An 18,569-nucleotide genomic window follows, 5' to 3' on the forward strand; every position below is an offset into this window, starting at 1 on the left:
TTTGTAGGCGCCCTCATTTTTGGGCGCATTCTGTTAAAACCGGCAGGTCGCGGACACCACGGTCACGCGGAACCACCTCCGGCCCTGTACGGAAAAGTTGGCTTGCTATAATTAGTACAGCAGAATTCGTCAAGGCTTTGCTGCCTATTTGCCTGTTCGAAGCCCATTTTTCAATCAAAACTCGAACAAACTCACATCTCTTAACCACCGTGTTACCATGTTTAGGTAGTTTCATATTTCAATGAGTTTGAATTTTTTGTTCAGTTTCCTGAGTTCTCAGGCTGTCAGGCGCGAATGTCTGCGGCTGCGGAGGTACAGTATCGTGCAAGTAACAGTTTCTAAGGTTTGCAATTTTCTTGGCAAATCGAGCGTAATAGCCGTCGCAGCACTTTCATTAGGCACACTATCCACAGCTGCTCTGGGGAAAACAGAGCGCCTCGGCGGCGTCTACAATATTTCTTATGCAGGCTTCACTGTGGCAAGAGGCTCCTTATCGCTTATCCTCAGAGAGAACGCCTATTCCGCAAAAGTGGGTATGGAGCCAGCTGGTATTGGAACCCTCTTCTCCACAGGCAAAGGCGGCGCACACGCGACCGGGTGGATGAAAGGCGCAAAAGTCCTTCCAAGCACCTACACCATGGCCTCTCGTGCATCCAACCGAGATTTCTATGTCAATCTCGGTCAGGGATCTGGCCATGTCCGTACAACCCAGGTCACTCCAAAATACAAACCGTCCAAGACCCGCGTTAAGGTCACTGGCGAGCACAAGCTCAATGCGATGGACCCGTTAAGTGCAGCGATTGTACGCGCACCGTCCCGCTCAAAAGTACTTGATCCATCAGTATGTAATCGCAAACTGCCAATCTATGATGGTTGGGCGCGCTTCAATATCAATATGAAGTTCAAAGAAGTGCGTGAAGTCTCAGGCAAAGGCTACAACGGTCCGGTTGTCGTCTGTTCCGCTCGCTGGGAACCCGTTGCTGGACACCGTCCAGAGAAAAAGGCTGTTCAGTATCTGGCCAAAAACGCAAACATTGAGACATGGCTCGCACCAATCGGAAACACCCGTATTCTTATTCCTTACAGGGTCTCCATTCCGACATCGACAGGTACACTTGTCCTGGAAGCAGCAGAACTCAATATGCCTCAAACGTCAGGACTTCGCAAAAAAACAGCTTCCAGGTAGGATTTGCACTTTAATCCCAAACCTTCTTGTCTGAAGGGGTTCAAACACCCACATTTGTGATGCAAAGCCTTGACAGATGACCCAGCTGTCGCCAGTGTCGCGCCAAAATTATAGCGCGGTCCAACGTCTTTTAGTCGGCGGGTCTAGCCCGCAGATTGTTACGAGTGAATATCCAATATGCGCAGTTACCTCGAATTCGAAAAACCAGTTGCTGACCTTGAAGGTAAAGTACAGGAATTGAAAATCCTGGCTGAAGGTGGAGAAGCGGTTGATGTGGAAGACGAGATTGCTCGTCTTCAGGAAAAAGCAGATCAGGCACTCAGCGACATCTATTCCCGCTTGACGCCTTGGCAAAAAACTCTGGTGGCTCGCCATCCAGATCGCCCGCATGCGCTGGACTACATCGACACTTTGATCTCAGATTTCACACCTCTTGCTGGTGACCGTAAATTCTCCGAGGATTGCGCAATTATTGCAGGTTTTGGTCGTTTTCGTGGACAATCAGTCGCTATTCTTGGCCAGGAAAAAGGTAACAACACCGAAAGCCGCCTGAAGCATAACTTCGGCATGGCACGTCCGGAAGGTTACCGTAAAGCCGTCCGCATCATGGAACTGGCAAATCGTTTCAACATCCCTGTTGTCTCTTTCGTGGACACTGCAGGTGCATACCCAGGGATCGGTGCTGAAGAGCGCGGTCAGGCAGAAGCGATCGCACGCTCAACTGACATGTGCCTCGGTCTTGGCGTTCCAAACATCTCCATCGTCATTGGTGAAGGTGGCTCAGGCGGTGCAATTGCAATTGCAACCACCAACCACGTTGCAATGATGGAACACTCCATCTATTCCGTGATCTCACCGGAAGCAGGCGCATCCATTCTTTGGCGCGACAGCACCCGTGCACAAGACGCGGCAACTAACATGAAGATCACTGCAGAAGACCTCTCCAGCTTCCGCGTCATTGATGAGATCATCAAAGAGCCAATCGGCGGTGCTCACCGCGCAAAAGAGATCGTAATTGATCGCGCTGGCAACTCGATTGAAACTGCTTTGAGTAAGATGGCCGGTCAATCTGCAGACGAGCTCAAGAAGCAGCGTCGCGAGAAGTTCTTACGCATAGGTCGTGAACTCGGCTGATTCGAACCTAGGATTTATTGTGGGTATCCACTAAATTTTTTATAAAAGGCATCAGAAGTATATCTGATGCCTTTTTTGTTTGATCCAATCAAACTCGGGGGAAAGTGCATCTTGGGGAATACCCCACAATCTCAGAGAGAATGATCTGTGGTAAGATTCGATCAACCTTAACCCAGATAGTCTTAGTATCGAGTCGAGATTGGGGTTCGGGCAAACTAGCCCCAGCATGGTGGGTCAAGCACATGATTAGAGTGTTTCAGGGAGAGACTGGCAAGAACGTAAAGCGTGCTGCTGCGCTTGCGCTGGCTTTAACGCTAGCCGCTTGTCAGGGAACAGAGTTTGGCGCTGAGAAGCATCAGCAACCTGTGAGCAAAAGCCTTTCCAACAGAATGAAATCCAAGGATATGGAGCTCAAGTCTCCAATCATGGTTCGTCTGTTCAAGCAAGAGTCTGAATTGGAGATCTGGAAACAGACCAAATCAGGCCAGTATGCTTTGCTGGAAACCTATGAGATCTGCAAATGGTCTGGCAAACTCGGCCCGAAGATTAAGGAAGGCGACCGGCAGGCACCAGAAGGCTTCTACGAAGTCACTCCAGGCCTGATGAACCCGTTCTCCTCTTACTATCTCGCATTCAACCTTGGTTTCCCGAACAAATTTGACCGCGCTCATGACCGCACAGGCTCAAACTTGATGGTCCATGGTGCCTGCTCTTCTCGTGGGTGTTACGCCATGACAGACGAGCAGATTGCAGATATCTACTCTCTTGGTCGCGATAGCTTCCTTGGCGGTCAGAGAAAGTTTCAGGTTCAGGCCTTCCCATTCCGCATGACACCGGACAACATGGCCAAGAACGCAAGTTCCGAGCATTATGAATTCTGGCGCATGCTGAAGCGTGGCTATGACCACTTTGAAGTCACCAAACGCCCACCATCCATTGAAGTCTGTGAAAAAGAATATGTCTTCAACGCGAAGGCAGTCGCACGCGGAACCAAATTCAACGCGCGCGGCGCTTGCCCTGCCTACACAGTGCCTGAGCACATCGCAGTGGCAGTAGCAGAAAAGCAAACCCGGGATGCACGCGAAACCGCTGAGATCCAGATCGCTATGGAAAGCAGTAAACGCCGCAAAGAAAAGATTGCAGCGTTCTTTGGTGGCACCTCAACAACTGACGTCGCAAAAGCAGAAACACCAAACGCAACGCCTGTGAATGTAGAAGCTGCAAAAGTTTTGGCGCTGGCATCTGAGGAACCATCCCCAGCACCGCAAAAAGCCTCTGAATCAGAACGTGCTTTCAGCTACTTCACATCCCTGTTCTCTAACAGTCGTGTTGGTGAAGAGAAGAAGATCGTTGCAGAGGTCGTAAATCCATACCCAGCCGCCCCTGCACCACGCATCAAACCGCAATTGTGACGTTGTGTTAATCAAAACCTAGCCTGACTTATGTACGCTGGTCTCAATGAAGATCAACAAGTCAGGTTAGGCAAATGCCAGGCTCAAAAACCTTCTTTGGAAAGTACCACAGCAAAGAGTACATCAACGAACGCCGCCACTTACGTGGGCTCCTTGGCTATTACATAAAGTACATTCCAATGTCCTGGGGTGTGCGACTAGGCCTCTCCTCCGGCATTCTGACAAGGTATGGTGTTGAACTCACACCCAATGTCTTCGACGCCACATTCCGCATGTGCTGCGAAGGTGGTTACGGCACATTCCTCACCAGCTATCTCGTCGACTATGAAAAACCTTTCATCATGCTGGATATCGGCGCAAATCAAGGCCTCTTCAGCCTGCTTGCAGCTCAAAACACAAACTGCCAGCAAGTCATAGCCTTCGAACCCGTCGCTAGCACATTCCAATTACTGAAACGAAACATTGAGCTTAACCTTGCTACATCCCGCATAAAGGCAGTACAGGCAGCAGTCTCCGATCACACTGGTCAAGCTAAGATATTCCTCAGCAAAACCCATAGCGGCGGCGCATCCCTCAGCCAGAACACCGTGCATTCAGACGAAAAAACCGAAGAGATTCAAACCATCTCTGCCCAGCAGTTAGATGAGATGATCACCGATGAAATCGACATCGTGGTCAAACTCAATGCCGAAGGGCACGAAGAGACCGTGATTAAAGAGCTCATCAAGACAAGCTTCTTTCCTCGAGTTCAATCAATTTTCTATGAGAGAGATGTCAGATGGTCTGATCCAAACATGCTCAAAAACCTTCTGGAGGAGCAAGGCTTCAAAAGCTTCAGGAGAGTTGGCCATGAACCACGTTTGGACGTACTGGCAAGCCGTGAACCTGACGACACCTAAGCCCAGATTGCCATGCGCAGACCGCGTTCATCTCGCCCGAAGTCAGCCGGAAATGGCTCCGCGTGGCCATACAGCAACCGCTCAGCAATAACTGCATTCACAGCAGCATCCATCAGATCATCCCGCGCGGCACCTTTAGGCGGTTTTTGGTCCAGAAAGCTCGCTACATAGCCAAACTGCACAAGTAAATCTCTCCGTGCGTCCAAGCCCGCAGGATAGCTGCTTCCCTTGACCTTCTTAGGAATAGCAATGGGCTCCTGCCCGTTTAAGCGCCAGAATGCCACTTCAGGATGAACTTCATACACCTGTGCTTCCAACTCAGGAGTCATGAGCTGATCAATCTCCCTAATTTTTGGGAAGATATGGAACGCTTGCTTGGATACTTTTTTGGGTGGTGTTGAATGCGCCAGTGCAGCAGAGCAAGCCTCGCGATAATCCTCACAATAGATCGCAGCCCGCGCGGGAATGGAAAACACCGTTGACTGTCGCATACCTAAAAGAGGACGAACCGCTTTCTCAGGCCCACGACCATTGCTGCCAATCTTCTCCGGCAGCCCGATCGGCATATCGACCGCAATCTTATGCGGATCATGCTCAGAGGCCAGCAAATCTGCAAAATGAGGAAAGATCTGCACTTCAGTTGCACGGCTTGAGCCAACCCAGCGGAAAACAGCAACCCAACCTGCCTTGCAACCGTCAACCCCAGCCACACAGACGGGATCAACAGCCACTGCTTCAGGCACGTTCAGGCGCCTCTACCACGCGGCGGGTATTCACAAGCGCCATCGGCTGGATAAGCGGGTCTTGGTGCTCAGCATAAAGCAAATCATCAGAACCAACTTTGACAGAGCGCGCGACCAGCTCAAACGTTGAAGCTGTTGCTTTCTTCAATGCCTCTTCATCACTCTGCCCACTCAGGCTGCGAGCCAGATAAAGCGCTGCCAACAAGTCACCAGTGCCATGCGGTGCGCCCTGCACTTCCGCATGTTCAATTGCGAGGCTACCACGCGGCCCAACCAGCAAATTGGAAATGGAATTGCGACGGATTGCTGGCGACGATGTAATGATCGTCCGCTCCACTTGCAGGGTGCGCGCTGCCGCAACAGCTTCATTTTCCATTTCAGTACCAAACCCGCTAAGCCAGGCGAGCTCAAAACGGTTTGGCGTAATCACATCAGCAAGCGGCAACAGTTGGTCACGAATAGCTTCAGCAATCGGCTCGGCAACATAAAGACCACCTTTGTCACCAATTACCGGATCGCACAGATAGACCGCATCATCATTGCGAGCCTTCACTTCCTGCACAATCTTTGCAACATCAGAAACCTGAGTCGCATTTGCCATGTAGCCAGAGATAACCCCCTTCACAGTGCTCAAACGATCACTGGCGCAAATCTGTTCAACGATATGCTTGAAAGCTTCTTCACTGGCCGAAATACGCTCCCCAGCACCTTGTCCAGGGTGCCATGGCAGAACAATCGTAGGCAGCATCCAGACATGAAAGCCCATGCGCTCCAGTGCAAAAACAGCACTACGCATGCCAACACATCCGCTGACAACCTGCGAAGAGATCACCAGAACCGAAGGCTTTTCCTTCGGAGCGCTTTCTCTGATTTTGTGTTCTACTTTTTTGACAAACCGCTCAAGCGACATCTAGGAAATCTCGTGTTCAGATGAAACGCCAGTACCAAAACGTTTCTCGATATAATCCAGAACCATCACCTTAAACTCATCAGCGATGTTCGACCCACGCAGAGTAACAGTTTTAGCGCCATCAACAAACACAGGTGCAGCAGGTGTTTCACCGGTACCAGGCAAAGATATACCGATGTCAGCATGCTTGGATTCACCCGGGCCATTCACGATGCAGCCCATGACAGCAACGTTGAGTTCCTCAACACCTGGATATTGCTCACGCCACTTCGGCATACTCTCGCGGATATGCGCCTGAATGTCTTGAGCCAGTTCCTGAAAGACTGTGGAAGTTGTACGTCCACACCCCGGACACGCAGCAACAATCGGCACAAAACTGCGAAAACCCATTGTCTGCAACAGTTCCTGAGAAACCTGCACTTCACGCGTGCGATCCCCACCCGGTTCAGGTGTCAGCGAAATACGAATGGTATCGCCGATGCCCTGCTGAAGCAGAATGCCCATGGAAGCAGAAGACGCCACAATGCCCTTTGTGCCCATACCAGCTTCAGTCAAACCAAGGTGAAGAGCATAATCGCAACGCTGCGCCAGATCTGTATAAACGGCAATCAAATCCTGAACCTGAGAGACTTTCGCAGACAAAATGATCTTGTCGCGACCAAGCCCCAACTCCTCAGCACGCTGAGCAGACAACAGACCAGATTGGCAAATCGCTTCGCGCATCACTTGTTGCGCTGTCAGCGGAGAGCCTTCCTCCTGGTTTCTATCCATCAGGTGTGTCAGCAGTTCCTGATCCAGAGAGCCCCAGTTTACACCAATACGTACAGGCTTATTGTACTTCATCGCCATTTCGATGATCTGGCCAAACTGCTTGTTTTTTTTGGTCTTGAAACCAACATTGCCCGGATTAATTCGGTACTTATCAAGCGCTTCAGCACAATCAGGATGATCTGCCAGCAGCTTGTGTCCGATGTAGTGAAAATCCCCGACCAGCGGAACATCGACCCCAATCCGGTCCAGACGCTCTTTGATACGCGGAACGGCTGCAGCAGCTTCATCACGATCAACCGTAATACGAACCAGCTCAGACCCGGCACGCGCCAGAGCAGAAACCTGCGCAACCGTTGAATCTATGTCAGCGGTGTCGGTGTTCGTCATGGACTGAACAACAACAGGCGCTTGGCCGCCAACAATAACCCCACCAACGTCTACAGCCACAGAACGACGGCGCGGAAACGGGGAAGAAATATAGGTTTGGCTCTTGTCAGTCATGATCATTCCACTGGGATAAATCTTTAGGCAAGCAAGTGCAGCATGCAGCCCGCGCTGTCAACTTTTTAGCGCACGCTCAATTCAGTTTGATGTCATCTCAAGACGCCATCATGCACCCCAAGTTTTCACAGTAAACCTCTCCTCAGAATGATGCTAGGTCCACTCCATCATCAGCCTACTGAAAATAGCCAGCGACTTTTGACGCAATGCACTCATCTCTAACCTTCCATTAAGGACAAAAGACAGATCGGTGGTCAGTTTTGACCTTTTTGCACTGCACGCTAAACAACTATGCTTTTTGCTAATGCAACCAGATTAAAAAGTGGCGCAAGCTCACACCAACTCTTTTTTCAATACATTTGGGCAGGAGACTCGAAATGCTCTCAGGAAAAACCGCTGTAATCACTGGGTCCACATCAGGCATCGGCCTTGCTTACGCTCGCGCAATGGCAGAGCAAGGCGCCAACATCATGATCAATGGGTTTGGCGATGCCGATGCCATTGAGAAAGAGCGCGCTGCGATCGAAGCCGACTTCGGTGTAAAATGCGTGTACTCATCAGCCGACATGACCAAGCCTGATGAAATTCACGCAATGATCCACGATGCGGTTAAATCTCTCGGTTCAGTCGATGTCCTCGTCAACAATGCAGGCATTCAGCATGTTGAAGCCATTGAGCATTTCCCGGTCGACAAATGGGATGCCATCATCGCGATCAACCTGTCCTCCGCATTCCACACAATCCGCACCGCCGTGCCTTACATGCGCAAAGCAGGCTGGGGTCGCATCATCAACACCGCGTCCGCTCACGCATTGGTGGCATCTCCATTCAAGTCGGCATACGTTTCTGCAAAGCACGGCATCGCAGGCTTGACCAAAACCGTTGCACTGGAAGTTGCAGAAAACAACATCACAGTGAACGCCATTTGCCCCGGCTACGTCTGGACACCGCTCGTCGAAAAGCAAATCCCTGACACCATGAAAGCCCGCAATATGACTGAAGAGCAGGTGAAAAAAGAAGTCCTGCTCGCTGCTCAGCCAACCAAAGAGTTCGTGACAGTCGATCAGGTTGCCGGCCTAGCCGTGTTCTTGTGCTCTGATACAGCCGCTTCAATCACCGGCACTCTCTTGCCAATGGACGGCGGCTGGACAGCACAATAACGCTCAGATGATTTCCCGGAGTTTTCTTTTCCAAGCGGCCCATGGAGGTCCATATGGCGACTACTCGGAAGACAGCGAAAAAAGAACGAAAGAAAATCAATCTGGCCTTACAAGGTGGAGGCGCACACGGCGCCTTTACCTGGGGCGTTCTGGATTGGCTCCTTGAAAACGAAGATTGGGAGATCACTGGCATCTCAGGCACAAGCGCAGGTGCCATGAATGCAGCCGTCATGGCCGATGGCCTCGTTGAAGGCGGGCAGCAAGGCGCAAGAGATGCCCTCGCCCGCTTTTGGAAATCCGTCAGTGCCGCAGCAGAAACCAGTCCGTTCCAGCGTAGCCCGATGGATGTCTATCGCGGAAATTGGAGCATGGACAATTCTCCAACATACCTGGCATGGGACCTGCTTTCCCGTATCATGTCTCCCTACCAACTAAACCCGATTAACTATAATCCACTCCGCGACCTCGTCGCCGAGCAAATCAACTTCGAACGCGTACGAAGCTGCGACCAGATGCAGGTCTATGTTGCCGCGACTAATGTTCGAACCGGAAAAATCAAAGTTTTCGCAAAAGAAGAGCTCACCCTTGATTCACTCATGGCATCAGGTTGCTTGCCGCACATGTACCAAGCGGTAGAAATTGGTGACGATGCCTATTGGGACGGTGGCTTTATGGGCAACCCGCCTTTGTTCCCGCTATTCCGACACGGTGGCTCGACTGATGTACTTCTTATTCAAGTCAATCCGGTTGAGAGGGTTGAACTTCCACACACAGCTCAGGAAATCTCTGAGCGCATGAATGAAATCACCTTCAACTCAACTCTGCTGCGTGAGCTTCGCGCGATTGAGTTTGTGACACGGCTCATTGATGAAGGCCGCCTCGATTCGAACGAATACACCCGTGTTTACATGCACAGAATAGAAGCAACAAAAGATCTCGCCCCTTTCGGAGCTTCATCCAAGGTAAACGCCCAGTGGGAATTTGTAGAACTTTTGCACGACATTGGCCGCCAGGCTGCAAAGAAGTGGGCGCACGACAATTACGACAGCATTGGCAAACGCAGCACACTGAACCTGGACCACGAATTTAACTAGATCTGAACGCAAAGGTTAACACTCCCAAACCGCATTGCAAATTGCGACGCAGCATAGGTAAGCAACCTGTTAAATTAACCCGCATGTTGGAGAGAAGAAGCGCAGCCACCCCAGATATTGTGCCAAAAATTTATCGCAAAACTGGCACAGCTTTTGCTTTTAAATAAGCAGCTGATATCAAGGTACTGCGTAATCAGCTTTAGAGAATATAAAGAGGGTTTTTGAGCGTGTATTCAAAGCCCTCTTTTTCTTTGGGCAATACATCCTCCCAACACACAGCTCTCAGAAAAAATCGTTTTATCCCTAAAAAAGTCTTTCAAAAAAATCAGCGTGCCAACCTTTTGGCAAGATTTTAGCGTTAGGAAAGACACGCTGATTGTTGAGTTATGCGTATTCAGCGCTACAGCGGAAGGAGCAGGCGTTTGCGACCCGACTTGCTTCTTCCGCTCACAAGCCTTCAAGCACATCTCTTAGCCCTTGATTTAGTAAGGAACCCACGCGCTCGCAAGGGTAAAGGGCCTTATTTGACCGATATCACATCATGTTCAGAGCTGCACGTAAAGCGTGTTCATTATTTCACAATTACAATCTTTGCGTTTGATCGGCCATTTGCCTGAATCAAACTGAACAATCTCTTGGCGTTTTTCGGATGCAACCGCACACATCCGTGTGAAGCAGGCGCACCCAAGCGCTTAACCACATCCGTTCCATGAATGGCATACCCCTTATAGAAAAACACAGAGTAAGGCATCGGTGCCCCGTTATACTTGCGGGAGAAATACCGTTTGTGCATTCGCGTTAGCTTAAAGGTGCCCACTGGCGTTCTGTATCCCCGCCGGGCCGTCGAAACAGGCCACGAATGCTGAACCTTCCCATCCACGAAGATTCGCATCCTTTGCTCGGAAATATCAATCTTCGCCAACACTTTAGTGGAGGATGCCTTGGCCGGAACCATAAGCAATAAACAGATAAACAGAAGTCCTGATATAGTAATAATTGTACGCATACTGAAGCCCCCTCACTCAACGCTATACTTAAGGTGAATTAGCATGCGCACCAGCAGGAGTCTGTCATCGACTTATTCTAAGGGTATTATTAACGACCTCTCAGAAGAGGATACTTCAATACTGAGGTAATATAACTCTCAATACCAATACATCATGCATACCTTGTTATTCATGAATATACACAAAGCTTCACTTCAAACACCGCTTTATTCACGGCACAGTCAATGAGAACTCACAGTGCATGCAGTAAATAAAAAAGCCCGGAAATCCTTCCGGGCTTCACTCATCAAATTTATCCGACACTCTGGTTGCCTAGAACATATCCCAAGCAAACCGATAGGTCGCACCAAATCCAACAGACCACATATTGTCGTTCTGCGTAATCGGGCTATCTGCAGCTTCACCAATCAGACGGTCATAGCCACCTTGTAGGTGCAGCCCAATGCTGTCAGTCAGCGCATAACTCGCACGCACAACTCCACCAACGCTCTTGAAACCGCCTTCTGCGGTGTATGGGCCGGATGGAGTACCTGCTGCAACGCTGAAATAGGTGTTCATGTATGAACCATCAGCAGCATCAACGCGCGGACCGAACACAAACGTCAAGCGATCTGTAACTTCAGTGATCACATCCACTCCCGCACGCCCGACAAAACCGCGGTGACCGTTAAAGCCGTGGCGCACTTCGATGAATGCGCGGAACCAATCATGACGGAAGCCACCGCCAAGCCCGACCTCACCAGCCCAAGGCACACGAGTTGTCCCTGTCAATGAAGAGGAATCGGAAGGATTACGCTCACCCACAAAACCAAAAGACGGATAAATGAACAAGCCCTGTGTTTCGCCCTCTTTCACCTGACCAAAGCCCGGCAGGTAAAACCGCGAAAACGCGATCAACGGTAGCGGATAGATGATGTATTCATCCGCGCCGTCATACTTGGGGTTCACAAAACCAGCCACGCCAATATCAACGACGTACCTCTTACTGGCTTGCTCCTCGGTCAAATCACCAGGCGTAAAATTATCTTCTGCCAGTGCATGACTGGAAACGGAAGCAAGCGCTAAGCCTGCAAGAATACGAAGAGAGGCGGTCATAGGTGCAGCCTTGATCGGAAAAGTAATTACCACCTATGATATACGTTTTAAGTCACTTTGAAGACCTGCAGTTTCAGGAGTTTTCTACAGACTGTTGCCCATTGGCATCATAAAACTGAACAAATGGTAGTTTTTTCATCTCAATTCACATTGACTGAGTAAAACAAGTCCATCAATTCCCCGTGAAACCAAAGCGTTTTCTTCAATCCTTTCAGTAAATCGGCGTTAAAAAATCTTTTTGAATCAATAAGCCTCCAGTCAGAACAGATAAATTCTGCGGCATCTGGACAAACGCGACGTCAATTTCAAATATCCGGAAAAATAATCCTCTTGGTTTCAGAGGCTATGACGATTATTCCTAGAAAATTCAGTGATAGTGGCTGTTCTCTATCCTAATGAAACAAAAACAACGCCCCAGCCATCTGAAAGGTGCCAAACACATGTTTCTCAGCGTCTTTGAAATTTTCAAGATCGGTATAGGTCCGTCTTCGTCCCATACAATGGGACCGATGACCGCCGCCGCACGTTTCCTAGATGAATTGAGAGACGGCCGGCGCATATGGCCTGGCGCAGGTGCACCAAAGAGATTGCGCTGCACGCTTCATGGCTCACTCGCCTGGACAGGCAAAGGCCATGCCACAGACAGAGCTGTTATTCTGGGACTTGCTGGCTGCACGCCTGAAACTCTGGACCCGGATGAAGCGGAGACGCTCGAAAAACAGATCGCGACAGAAAAGAAGCTCCATCTTCCTGACCTGCCAGAGTTAGATTTTGATCCAGATAAAGACGTGATCTTCGACTTTGAGAAAAACTTGCCAGGCCATGCAAATGGCATGGTGATCGAAGCGTACGACGCCCAAGACCGCCTGCACCTTCAGGAAACATTCTATTCCATCGGTGGCGGGTTCGTATTGACCGAAGAAGAACTGGACCGCCTGAAAGCAGCAGAAGCGTCAGGTGATCAGGCTCCCGACGAAATTAAAGGCATGCCTTATCCATTTGCTACAGCACAAGAAATGTTGGAGATGGGACAAAAATCCGGCAAGACTATTGCTGAGATGAAGCGCGCCAACGAAATCACCTCTCTGGATCCGCAAGAACTGGACAGCAAGCTCTGGCAGATCTGGGATGTGATGAACGCATGCATGGAGCGCGGCCTGAATACTGAAGGCGAGCTACCAGGTGGCCTTACAGTCAAGCGTCGCGCAGCTGCAATCAAACAACAGCTGGAAGACGAACGCGGCAATAACATGAGCATGCCGCACGTCGCCAACGACTGGCTCTCAGTCTATGCAATGGCCGTAAACGAAGAAAACGCAGCGGGCGGCAAAGTTGTCACTGCACCAACAAACGGTGCAGCAGGTGTTATCCCGGCAACCGTCAAGTATTACCGCGAGCATTGTCCGGGCAGCAACGATGAAGGCATCAAAACCTTCCTGCTCACGTCAGCAGCTGTTGGCGGCATCATCAAGCACAATGCTTCTATTTCCGGCGCTGAAGTTGGTTGTCAGGGCGAAGTTGGCTCCGCCGCTGCAATGGCGGCAGCAGGCCTCTGCGCAGCTCTTGGCGGTACCAACGAGCAAATTGAGAACGCAGCTGAAATCGCTCTGGAGCATCACCTTGGCATGACCTGTGATCCGGTTGGAGGCCTTGTTCAGGTGCCATGCATCGAGCGCAACGGCCTCGGCGCCATCAAGGCCGTCTCAGCAGCTTCACTGGCTCTGCGTGGAGATGGCTCTCACTACATGCCACTGGACAACTGCGTTGAAGCCATGCGCCAGACTGGCGTGGAGATGAACGACAAATACAAAGAAACCAGCAAGGGCGGTCTTGCAGTCAACCTGCCAGAATGCTGATTACTTAGGCTTCGGTGGCGGCAGTTTTCTGCCCCACCATCATCTGGCGTTTTGTGCCATAGCCTTTGATACGCTCAACCTCAAAACCCGCTGTCTGCAAGTTTCGGCGCACCCAACCTGCCGCGGTGTAGGTCCCAAAAGTCCCGCCAACAGCGGTTTTCTCTCCGACAGCAAGCATAAGATCTCGCCCCCACAGCTCTGGGTTTCGTGCCGGATTAAAGCCATCAAGGAACCAGGCATCGACGGGTATGGACAAGATTGGCAGCATCTCACGAGCATCCCCAACACCAAGCAGCAGTCGCACACCATCAATGGTGATTGGATTCCAACCCGGTTGAGGCTTCCATGCAGCCAACAGCTTGTCTTTAAGCCCTTTGAGCTCGGGCCATTGCGACAGCGCTTTCTCAATCTCAGCAGCTTCCATCGGATACAGCTCAAACGAAACGTAAGTCAGCTTGGTCCGCTCAGCTTCCGGCAAACTCAGAAGCAATTCCAACGTGGCGAGAAAATTAAGCCCGGTTCCAAATCCCAGTTCAGCAATAGTAAAAGACTGTGCACCCACCCAGCGTTCAGGGAGTTGATTACCCTGCAGAAATACGTAGCGCGTTTCGCCTAATCCACCGGCTTTGGAGTAATAAGTATCTCCAAACTGCGACGCATAAGGCACATTCGCATCATCCCATTCCAATTTTGGGCGCTCTGTCATATGTCTAAGCCAAATCTCTAACGTAAAAATCGGTCTGGGCTTATACCCCAACCTGGGAAATAAAAAAACATGACCTACGATATAGTTGTTGTTGGAGGGGGAATTTTCGGACTTAGCGTCGCCAAAGCCGCACTCGGAAAAGGCTTGAAAGTTGCTCTTCTGGAAAAAAACACCATCGCATCAGGCGCCAGCGCTGGCCTTGTTGGTGCGTTGATGCCCCATGTACCGAGTAAATGGAATGACAAGAAGCAGTTCCAGCTGGATGCACTGATCGAACTCTCCAATATCGTGGAGGAGCTGGAAGAAGCCACTGGTCTTTCTGTCGGCTACAGCCGTGCAGGTCGCCTGATCCCGCTTTACACCGAACCTAAACTCGAACATGCTCTCTCCCGCGTTGAAGAAAGCAAGCAACGCTGGAGAAGTGATGAAACTGGCTTCACCTTCAATGTGGTGAAAGAAACACCGTTCAATGACTGGCTCACACCAGAAGCCGCTCCACTTGGCATCATTTGGGACACCTTGGCAGCACGGGCCAATCCGCGTCTTGTCTCTGCAGGTCTCAAAACCCTGCTGGAAACACGCATCGACATCATGGAACACACCGAGTATCTCGGCTTTGATGAGACTAAAGGCACCGTTTCACTCGGCAATGGTGAAAGCCTGAGTGCTGACCGCGTTGTCTTGTCAGCAGGTTATGAAGGTTTCGAACCACTCAGTAAGATCGCAGGTAAACCCATCGGCATGGGTGTGAAAGGTCAATCCCTTTTGCTCGAATATAAGGCCGACAAGCCCCTTCCAGTAATCTATGACAACGGAATTTATGTTGTCTCACATGCCAATGGCACTGTTGCTATCGGCTCCACCTCCGAGCAGGAGTGGACCAGTAAAGAGCCAGTAGAAGCAGACATTCAGACCATGCTCTCCAAGGCAGTTGGCTTTTGCCCTTCATTGAAAGACGCACCGATCCTCACCCGATGGGCAGGCATCCGCCCAAAATGTAAGAAACGAGACCCTTTGGTCGGCCTCATTCCAGGCAAAGACAAAACATGGGTGGCAACTGGTGGCTTCAAAATTTCCTATGCCATTTCTCACCGCATAGCCGCCTGCCTCATGCAGGAAATGTTCCCTGAACAAGACCAGACAATCCACTTGCCAGAGAGCTTTAAGCCAGCCTTCCATTTTGGCTAAAGCATGCGAGATAAGAACAAAAATTGTTTGCCCTATCAGTTTCAGGGCAAACGCCCCCTGCTAATTGGTACTTTTTCAGGTACCACTTCGTGAAATTAGCTCAAAATATAGAAAAATGAGGCATGCTGGACCTTGCAGGTGCCTCAGTTCAAAGTTACATGAGGAACAACTCTGTTTCCCAAGCTCTGTCTTCAGGGAAGCAATTCAGCTAGTTCATCTTCGCAAACTTGGAGTTTAACCAGTCCATGCGCGCTATTCTTGATGTCGTTTTCATCATCCTAAATCTTTACACGTGGGTCATTATTGCGAATGTGATCTTCTCCTGGCTCTATGCGTTCAACGTGGTGAACTCAAACAATCAGTTCATCGCGATGATCGGGCAGACACTTTACAATCTGACCGAACCGCTCCTGCGCCCTATCCGCCGGTTCCTACCAGCAATGGGTGGATTGGATCTTTCTCCGATTGTGCTGCTGCTCGGCATTTTCCTTATTGAGCGCATCATCGGCCTCTACGTTTATCCCTACGTATTTTAAGTAGTGGCTGAACAAGAACGCCCTTGGAAACTGCAGGCTGACGGAATTCTCATTACCGTCCGCCTCACCCCCAGATCCTCCAAAGATCAAATTGAAAAGATAGGCGAGCAGTCCGATGACCGACCACTCGTGATGGCGCGCGTTCGCGCAGTGCCAGAAAAAGGCGCTGCAAACAAAGCCGTTGCAGCCCTTTTTGCGAAAGCACTCTCTGTTCCCAAATCATTAGCAGAAGTGATTGCAGGTTCCACCGCCCGCATAAAAACACTACGTGTTTACAGCGAACCACAAGAGCTGCAAAAAAGGCTAGAAGATCATCTCTCCTAGCCTTCAAAGATAAATTCTGCGCGTACCCTGATCAGAAAACCAAATTCAGCTCTCAGGGATACGTTTTAGTCTTCAAGCTTGCGCGCTTCTTCTTCCAACATAATCGGAATTCCATTCCGAATTGGATAGGCCAGCTTCGCAGCGCGGGAGACCAGCTCCTGGTTCTCAGGATTGTACTCAAGCGTTGTCTTCGTCACAGGACAAACCAACAGCTCCAAAAGCCGACGGTCCAGCTGTGGCGCTTCAAATTCGCTCATAGAGCCCTCATTCATCTTTTGTCGTTACCTGCATCACTGAAGCGTGCTGCCAGTACCACCATTGCCACGTGCCAACTCAACTTCAGCCAGCGCAATGAGCGTATCCGCGCGCACTTTCAGATTCTCTGTTTCCAACAGAGCCTGCTTCTCTTTTGGTCCATAAGGACTCATCATACACAATGCATTGACCAATACCTCGGTCGAGGCAGAATTGACGCTATCCCAGTCCGCTTCAAGGTCATTCACACTCAAGTATTCTTTGAGCGTTGAAAGCAGCAGATCTCGATCGACATCATCTTCTCCGATACCGGTCGTCAAATCACCAGCAAAGCGGGTCGCATCAACATGACCACGACGGAATGGGGCACGCTCTTCCAGCTCACCACGAAACACAAAGCGAGAAACGCCAGACAATGTAATCAGATAGCGTCCATCACCACTTTCCTGAAACCCTGTAATGCGCCCCATACAGCCAACAGTGCAAAGTTTTGGCCTACCGGCCAACTCTTCATCACTAGTTTCAAACTGCGGCTGAATTACCCCAATCATGCGATCAGTACGCAAAGCACTGTCGATCATCGACGTATAGCGCGGCTCAAATACATTGAGAGGCATGTGGGAGCGCGGGAGCAAGATAGCTCCCGGCAAAACAAACAACGGCACAACCTGCGGCAGATCATCCAGACCTGCGTAGGTCGCATTTCCAACAGTCATCGAGGCCACTTAAGTGCTCTCCGCTCTTATCATTAGGCCAAGATTACGAGAATAAAATTGAGGAGAGTTTACGGCGACCATAAGCAGAACCCGCATCTTTAAAGCCCCATGCTTCAAAAAATTGCAGCAACTGCTTGCGCGCGCCATCTTCATTCCACTCACGGTCACGGCGAATAATCTCAATCAGCTCATCAACAGCACCAGTCTTGTCCCCTTTACCGCCCAAAGCGAGCGCAAGATCAAAACGAGCCTGATGATCATCAGCATTGGCTTCTACACGCTCACGCAACTCTGCAAGGTCATCAAGCCCTTCAGATTGCTCGGCGAGTTCAAGCGCAGCCTTCGCTGCTGCAAAATGCTGGGAGTTCTGCTCATCTTCCGGAATCATATCGAGCATCTGTTTTGCATGGTCTTTCTCACCAAGCGCCAGATAGCACATAGCAAGCCCACACAACGCCTGCACGTTGCCAGCGTCGATAGAAAGCGCGCTACCGTAAAGCTGCGCAGCTTCTGGATACCCTTCAGCATCACGAAGCTCATCAGCCTTCTCAAGCATCACTTCCAGATCACTTGGACCAATGTTTACGCCAATACGATCGAGAAACTTTTTAATTTCACCTTCGGTCTGCGCACCCATAAACCCGTCAACAGGCTGGCCACCTTTAAACGCAAACACTGCAGGGATCGACTGAACACCCATCTGACCGGCAACTTCCGGATAATCTTCGATGTTCATCTTCACCAGCTTGAGAGCACCATTCGCTTCCTTGACGACTTTCTCAAGCGTCGGTGTAAGCTGCTTACAAGGACCACACCACGGCGCCCAGAAGTCAACAAGAACCACCTGATTACGGGAGCCCTCAATAACGTCCTGCACAAAGGTCTGAGTGGTCGTATCAACAATCAAGTCAGCAGCATTAACTGCTGGAGCTGCGGATGGAGATGCCGCACCAGCCTGTGTGTTGGTCTGGTAACCCCCTCCATATCCACCGCCAAGGGAGCCACCAAAGCTGCCACCTACGGAATAACCGGATCCACTCATTATTTTGACCCTTTACTGAACCGGGAGCTGCTCA

The 18,569-nt window shown here is 50.4% G+C and carries 19 protein-coding genes; 10 read left to right on the forward strand and 9 right to left on the reverse strand.

The features are described 5' to 3' along the window. The first annotated feature begins 322 nt into the window (after positions 1–322). From PsAD37_RS00390 to PsAD37_RS00405, 4 genes are all read left to right on the forward strand, one after another. The gene (locus PsAD37_RS00390) at positions 323–1,186 is read left to right on the forward strand and encodes a DUF3108 domain-containing protein (protein WP_082827102.1); all 864 of its coding nucleotides are present in this window, start codon (positions 323–325) and stop codon (positions 1,184–1,186) included. Between the two features lie 177 nt (positions 1,187–1,363). Beyond that, positions 1,364–2,320, forward strand: a complete 957-nt coding sequence (locus PsAD37_RS00395; protein ID WP_063294471.1) for an acetyl-CoA carboxylase carboxyltransferase subunit alpha — start codon at positions 1,364–1,366, stop codon at positions 2,318–2,320. Between the two features lie 242 nt (positions 2,321–2,562). After that, a complete protein-coding gene (locus PsAD37_RS00400) occupies positions 2,563–3,732 on the forward strand; it encodes a murein L,D-transpeptidase family protein (RefSeq protein ID WP_063294472.1) in 1,170 nt (389 codons plus the stop codon). 74 nt (positions 3,733–3,806) lie between these two features. Continuing rightward, positions 3,807–4,631: an FkbM family methyltransferase gene (locus tag PsAD37_RS00405; protein ID WP_063294473.1), complete on the forward strand. Its 825-nt coding sequence runs from the start codon at positions 3,807–3,809 to the stop codon at positions 4,629–4,631. Here the strand turns inward: PsAD37_RS00405 and PsAD37_RS00410 are convergent. The 3 genes from PsAD37_RS00410 to ispG are packed head-to-tail and all read right to left on the reverse strand — an operon-like array spanning position 4,628 to position 7,562. Beyond that, the gene (locus PsAD37_RS00410; RefSeq protein ID WP_063294474.1) at positions 4,628–5,374 is read right to left on the reverse strand and encodes a DUF429 domain-containing protein; all 747 of its coding nucleotides are present in this window, start codon (positions 5,372–5,374) and stop codon (positions 4,628–4,630) included. The two genes, PsAD37_RS00405 and PsAD37_RS00410, sit on opposite strands and share 4 nt — an antisense overlap. Further along, a complete protein-coding gene (pdxY, locus tag PsAD37_RS00415; protein ID WP_063294475.1) occupies positions 5,367–6,284 on the reverse strand; it encodes a pyridoxal kinase in 918 nt (305 codons plus the stop codon). Before pdxY ends, PsAD37_RS00410 begins: the two co-directional genes overlap by 8 nt. Further along, positions 6,285–7,562, reverse strand: a complete 1,278-nt coding sequence (ispG, locus tag PsAD37_RS00420) for a flavodoxin-dependent (E)-4-hydroxy-3-methylbut-2-enyl-diphosphate synthase (protein ID WP_063294476.1) — start codon at positions 7,560–7,562, stop codon at positions 6,285–6,287. Between the two features lie 371 nt (positions 7,563–7,933). Here ispG and PsAD37_RS00425 point away from each other — a divergent pair, with 371 nt between their 5' ends. Both PsAD37_RS00425 and PsAD37_RS00430 read left to right on the forward strand, forming a co-directional pair. Beyond that, on the forward strand, positions 7,934–8,716 hold the full coding sequence (locus PsAD37_RS00425) for a 3-hydroxybutyrate dehydrogenase (protein WP_063286084.1): 783 nt from the start codon (positions 7,934–7,936) through the stop codon (positions 8,714–8,716). Positions 8,717–8,769: 53 nt separating this feature from the next. Beyond that, positions 8,770–9,810 carry a patatin-like phospholipase family protein gene (locus PsAD37_RS00430; RefSeq protein WP_063294477.1) on the forward strand — a complete coding sequence of 347 codons (1,041 nt, stop codon included), beginning with the start codon at positions 8,770–8,772 and terminating at the stop codon, positions 9,808–9,810. Between the two features lie 571 nt (positions 9,811–10,381). On the opposite strand, the gene PsAD37_RS00435 is transcribed toward PsAD37_RS00430, so the two are convergent. Next, positions 10,382–10,816, reverse strand: a complete 435-nt coding sequence (locus PsAD37_RS00435) for a L,D-transpeptidase (protein ID WP_063294478.1) — start codon at positions 10,814–10,816, stop codon at positions 10,382–10,384. Positions 10,817–11,129: 313 nt separating this feature from the next. Beyond that, a complete protein-coding gene (locus PsAD37_RS00440; protein ID WP_063294479.1) occupies positions 11,130–11,912 on the reverse strand; it encodes a MipA/OmpV family protein in 783 nt (260 codons plus the stop codon). Between the two features lie 440 nt (positions 11,913–12,352). Between PsAD37_RS00440 and PsAD37_RS00445 the strand changes: the two genes are divergently transcribed. Then, a complete protein-coding gene (locus PsAD37_RS00445; RefSeq protein ID WP_063294521.1) occupies positions 12,353–13,768 on the forward strand; it encodes an L-serine ammonia-lyase in 1,416 nt (471 codons plus the stop codon). A 4-nt stretch (positions 13,769–13,772) separates the two neighbouring features. Here the strand turns inward: PsAD37_RS00445 and mnmD are convergent, their stop codons facing one another. Beyond that, on the reverse strand, positions 13,773–14,474 hold the full coding sequence (mnmD, locus tag PsAD37_RS00450) for a tRNA (5-methylaminomethyl-2-thiouridine)(34)-methyltransferase MnmD (protein ID WP_063294480.1): 702 nt from the start codon (positions 14,472–14,474) through the stop codon (positions 13,773–13,775). Positions 14,475–14,543: 69 nt separating this feature from the next. Here mnmD and PsAD37_RS00455 point away from each other — a divergent pair, with 69 nt between their 5' ends. The 3 genes from PsAD37_RS00455 to PsAD37_RS00465 all read left to right on the forward strand — a co-directional run bounded on the left by PsAD37_RS00455 (position 14,544) and on the right by PsAD37_RS00465 (position 16,522). Continuing rightward, on the forward strand, positions 14,544–15,662 hold the full coding sequence (locus PsAD37_RS00455; RefSeq protein WP_063294481.1) for an FAD-binding oxidoreductase: 1,119 nt from the start codon (positions 14,544–14,546) through the stop codon (positions 15,660–15,662). A gap of 245 nt (positions 15,663–15,907) precedes the next feature. Next, the gene (locus PsAD37_RS00460; RefSeq protein WP_057463531.1) at positions 15,908–16,198 is read left to right on the forward strand and encodes a YggT family protein; all 291 of its coding nucleotides are present in this window, start codon (positions 15,908–15,910) and stop codon (positions 16,196–16,198) included. 3 nt (positions 16,199–16,201) lie between these two features. After that, on the forward strand, positions 16,202–16,522 hold the full coding sequence (locus tag PsAD37_RS00465; protein WP_063294482.1) for a DUF167 family protein: 321 nt from the start codon (positions 16,202–16,204) through the stop codon (positions 16,520–16,522). Positions 16,523–16,587: 65 nt separating this feature from the next. Here PsAD37_RS00465 and PsAD37_RS00470 read toward each other — a convergent pair whose 3' ends face one another. From PsAD37_RS00470 to trxA, 3 genes are read right to left on the reverse strand one after another with little or no spacing between them, the layout of a single operon-like run. Continuing rightward, positions 16,588–16,779: a Trm112 family protein gene (locus PsAD37_RS00470; RefSeq protein WP_057463533.1), complete on the reverse strand. Its 192-nt coding sequence runs from the start codon at positions 16,777–16,779 to the stop codon at positions 16,588–16,590. A gap of 33 nt (positions 16,780–16,812) precedes the next feature. After that, positions 16,813–17,493: an LON peptidase substrate-binding domain-containing protein gene (locus PsAD37_RS00475; RefSeq protein ID WP_063294483.1), complete on the reverse strand. Its 681-nt coding sequence runs from the start codon at positions 17,491–17,493 to the stop codon at positions 16,813–16,815. A 43-nt stretch (positions 17,494–17,536) separates the two neighbouring features. Then, positions 17,537–18,535 (reverse strand): thioredoxin, encoded by a 999-nt coding sequence (gene trxA, locus PsAD37_RS00480; RefSeq protein ID WP_063294484.1) that lies wholly within the window; start codon positions 18,533–18,535, stop codon positions 17,537–17,539. Positions 18,536–18,569 lie beyond the last annotated feature (34 nt).

Source organism: Pseudovibrio sp. Ad37 (genome assembly GCF_001623075.1).
Classification (GTDB): domain Bacteria; phylum Pseudomonadota; class Alphaproteobacteria; order Rhizobiales; family Stappiaceae; genus Pseudovibrio.

What these genes read in the sequence shown, in the direction of transcription:
- PsAD37_RS00395 (WP_063294471.1), top strand. Translation starts at nt 1,364, where the DNA reads ATGCGCAGTTACCTCGAATTCGAAAAACCAGTTGCTGACCTTGAAGGT.
- PsAD37_RS00400 (WP_063294472.1), top strand. Translation starts at nt 2,563, where the DNA reads ATGATTAGAGTGTTTCAGGGAGAGACTGGCAAGAACGTAAAGCGTGCT.
- PsAD37_RS00405 (WP_063294473.1), top strand. Translation starts at nt 3,807, where the DNA reads ATGCCAGGCTCAAAAACCTTCTTTGGAAAGTACCACAGCAAAGAGTAC.
- pdxY (WP_063294475.1), bottom strand. Translation starts at nt 6,284, where the DNA reads ATGTCGCTTGAGCGGTTTGTCAAAAAAGTAGAACACAAAATCAGAGAA.
- ispG (WP_063294476.1), bottom strand. Translation starts at nt 7,562, where the DNA reads ATGATCATGACTGACAAGAGCCAAACCTATATTTCTTCCCCGTTTCCG.
- PsAD37_RS00425 (WP_063286084.1), top strand. Translation starts at nt 7,934, where the DNA reads ATGCTCTCAGGAAAAACCGCTGTAATCACTGGGTCCACATCAGGCATC.
- PsAD37_RS00430 (WP_063294477.1), top strand. Translation starts at nt 8,770, where the DNA reads ATGGCGACTACTCGGAAGACAGCGAAAAAAGAACGAAAGAAAATCAAT.
- PsAD37_RS00435 (WP_063294478.1), bottom strand. Translation starts at nt 10,816, where the DNA reads ATGCGTACAATTATTACTATATCAGGACTTCTGTTTATCTGTTTATTG.
- PsAD37_RS00440 (WP_063294479.1), bottom strand. Translation starts at nt 11,912, where the DNA reads ATGACCGCCTCTCTTCGTATTCTTGCAGGCTTAGCGCTTGCTTCCGTT.
- PsAD37_RS00445 (WP_063294521.1), top strand. Translation starts at nt 12,353, where the DNA reads ATGTTTCTCAGCGTCTTTGAAATTTTCAAGATCGGTATAGGTCCGTCT.
- mnmD (WP_063294480.1), bottom strand. Translation starts at nt 14,474, where the DNA reads ATGACAGAGCGCCCAAAATTGGAATGGGATGATGCGAATGTGCCTTAT.
- PsAD37_RS00455 (WP_063294481.1), top strand. Translation starts at nt 14,544, where the DNA reads ATGACCTACGATATAGTTGTTGTTGGAGGGGGAATTTTCGGACTTAGC.
- PsAD37_RS00460 (WP_057463531.1), top strand. Translation starts at nt 15,908, where the DNA reads ATGCGCGCTATTCTTGATGTCGTTTTCATCATCCTAAATCTTTACACG.
- PsAD37_RS00470 (WP_057463533.1), bottom strand. Translation starts at nt 16,779, where the DNA reads ATGAGCGAATTTGAAGCGCCACAGCTGGACCGTCGGCTTTTGGAGCTG.
- PsAD37_RS00475 (WP_063294483.1), bottom strand. Translation starts at nt 17,493, where the DNA reads ATGACTGTTGGAAATGCGACCTACGCAGGTCTGGATGATCTGCCGCAG.
- trxA (WP_063294484.1), bottom strand. Translation starts at nt 18,535, where the DNA reads ATGAGTGGATCCGGTTATTCCGTAGGTGGCAGCTTTGGTGGCTCCCTT.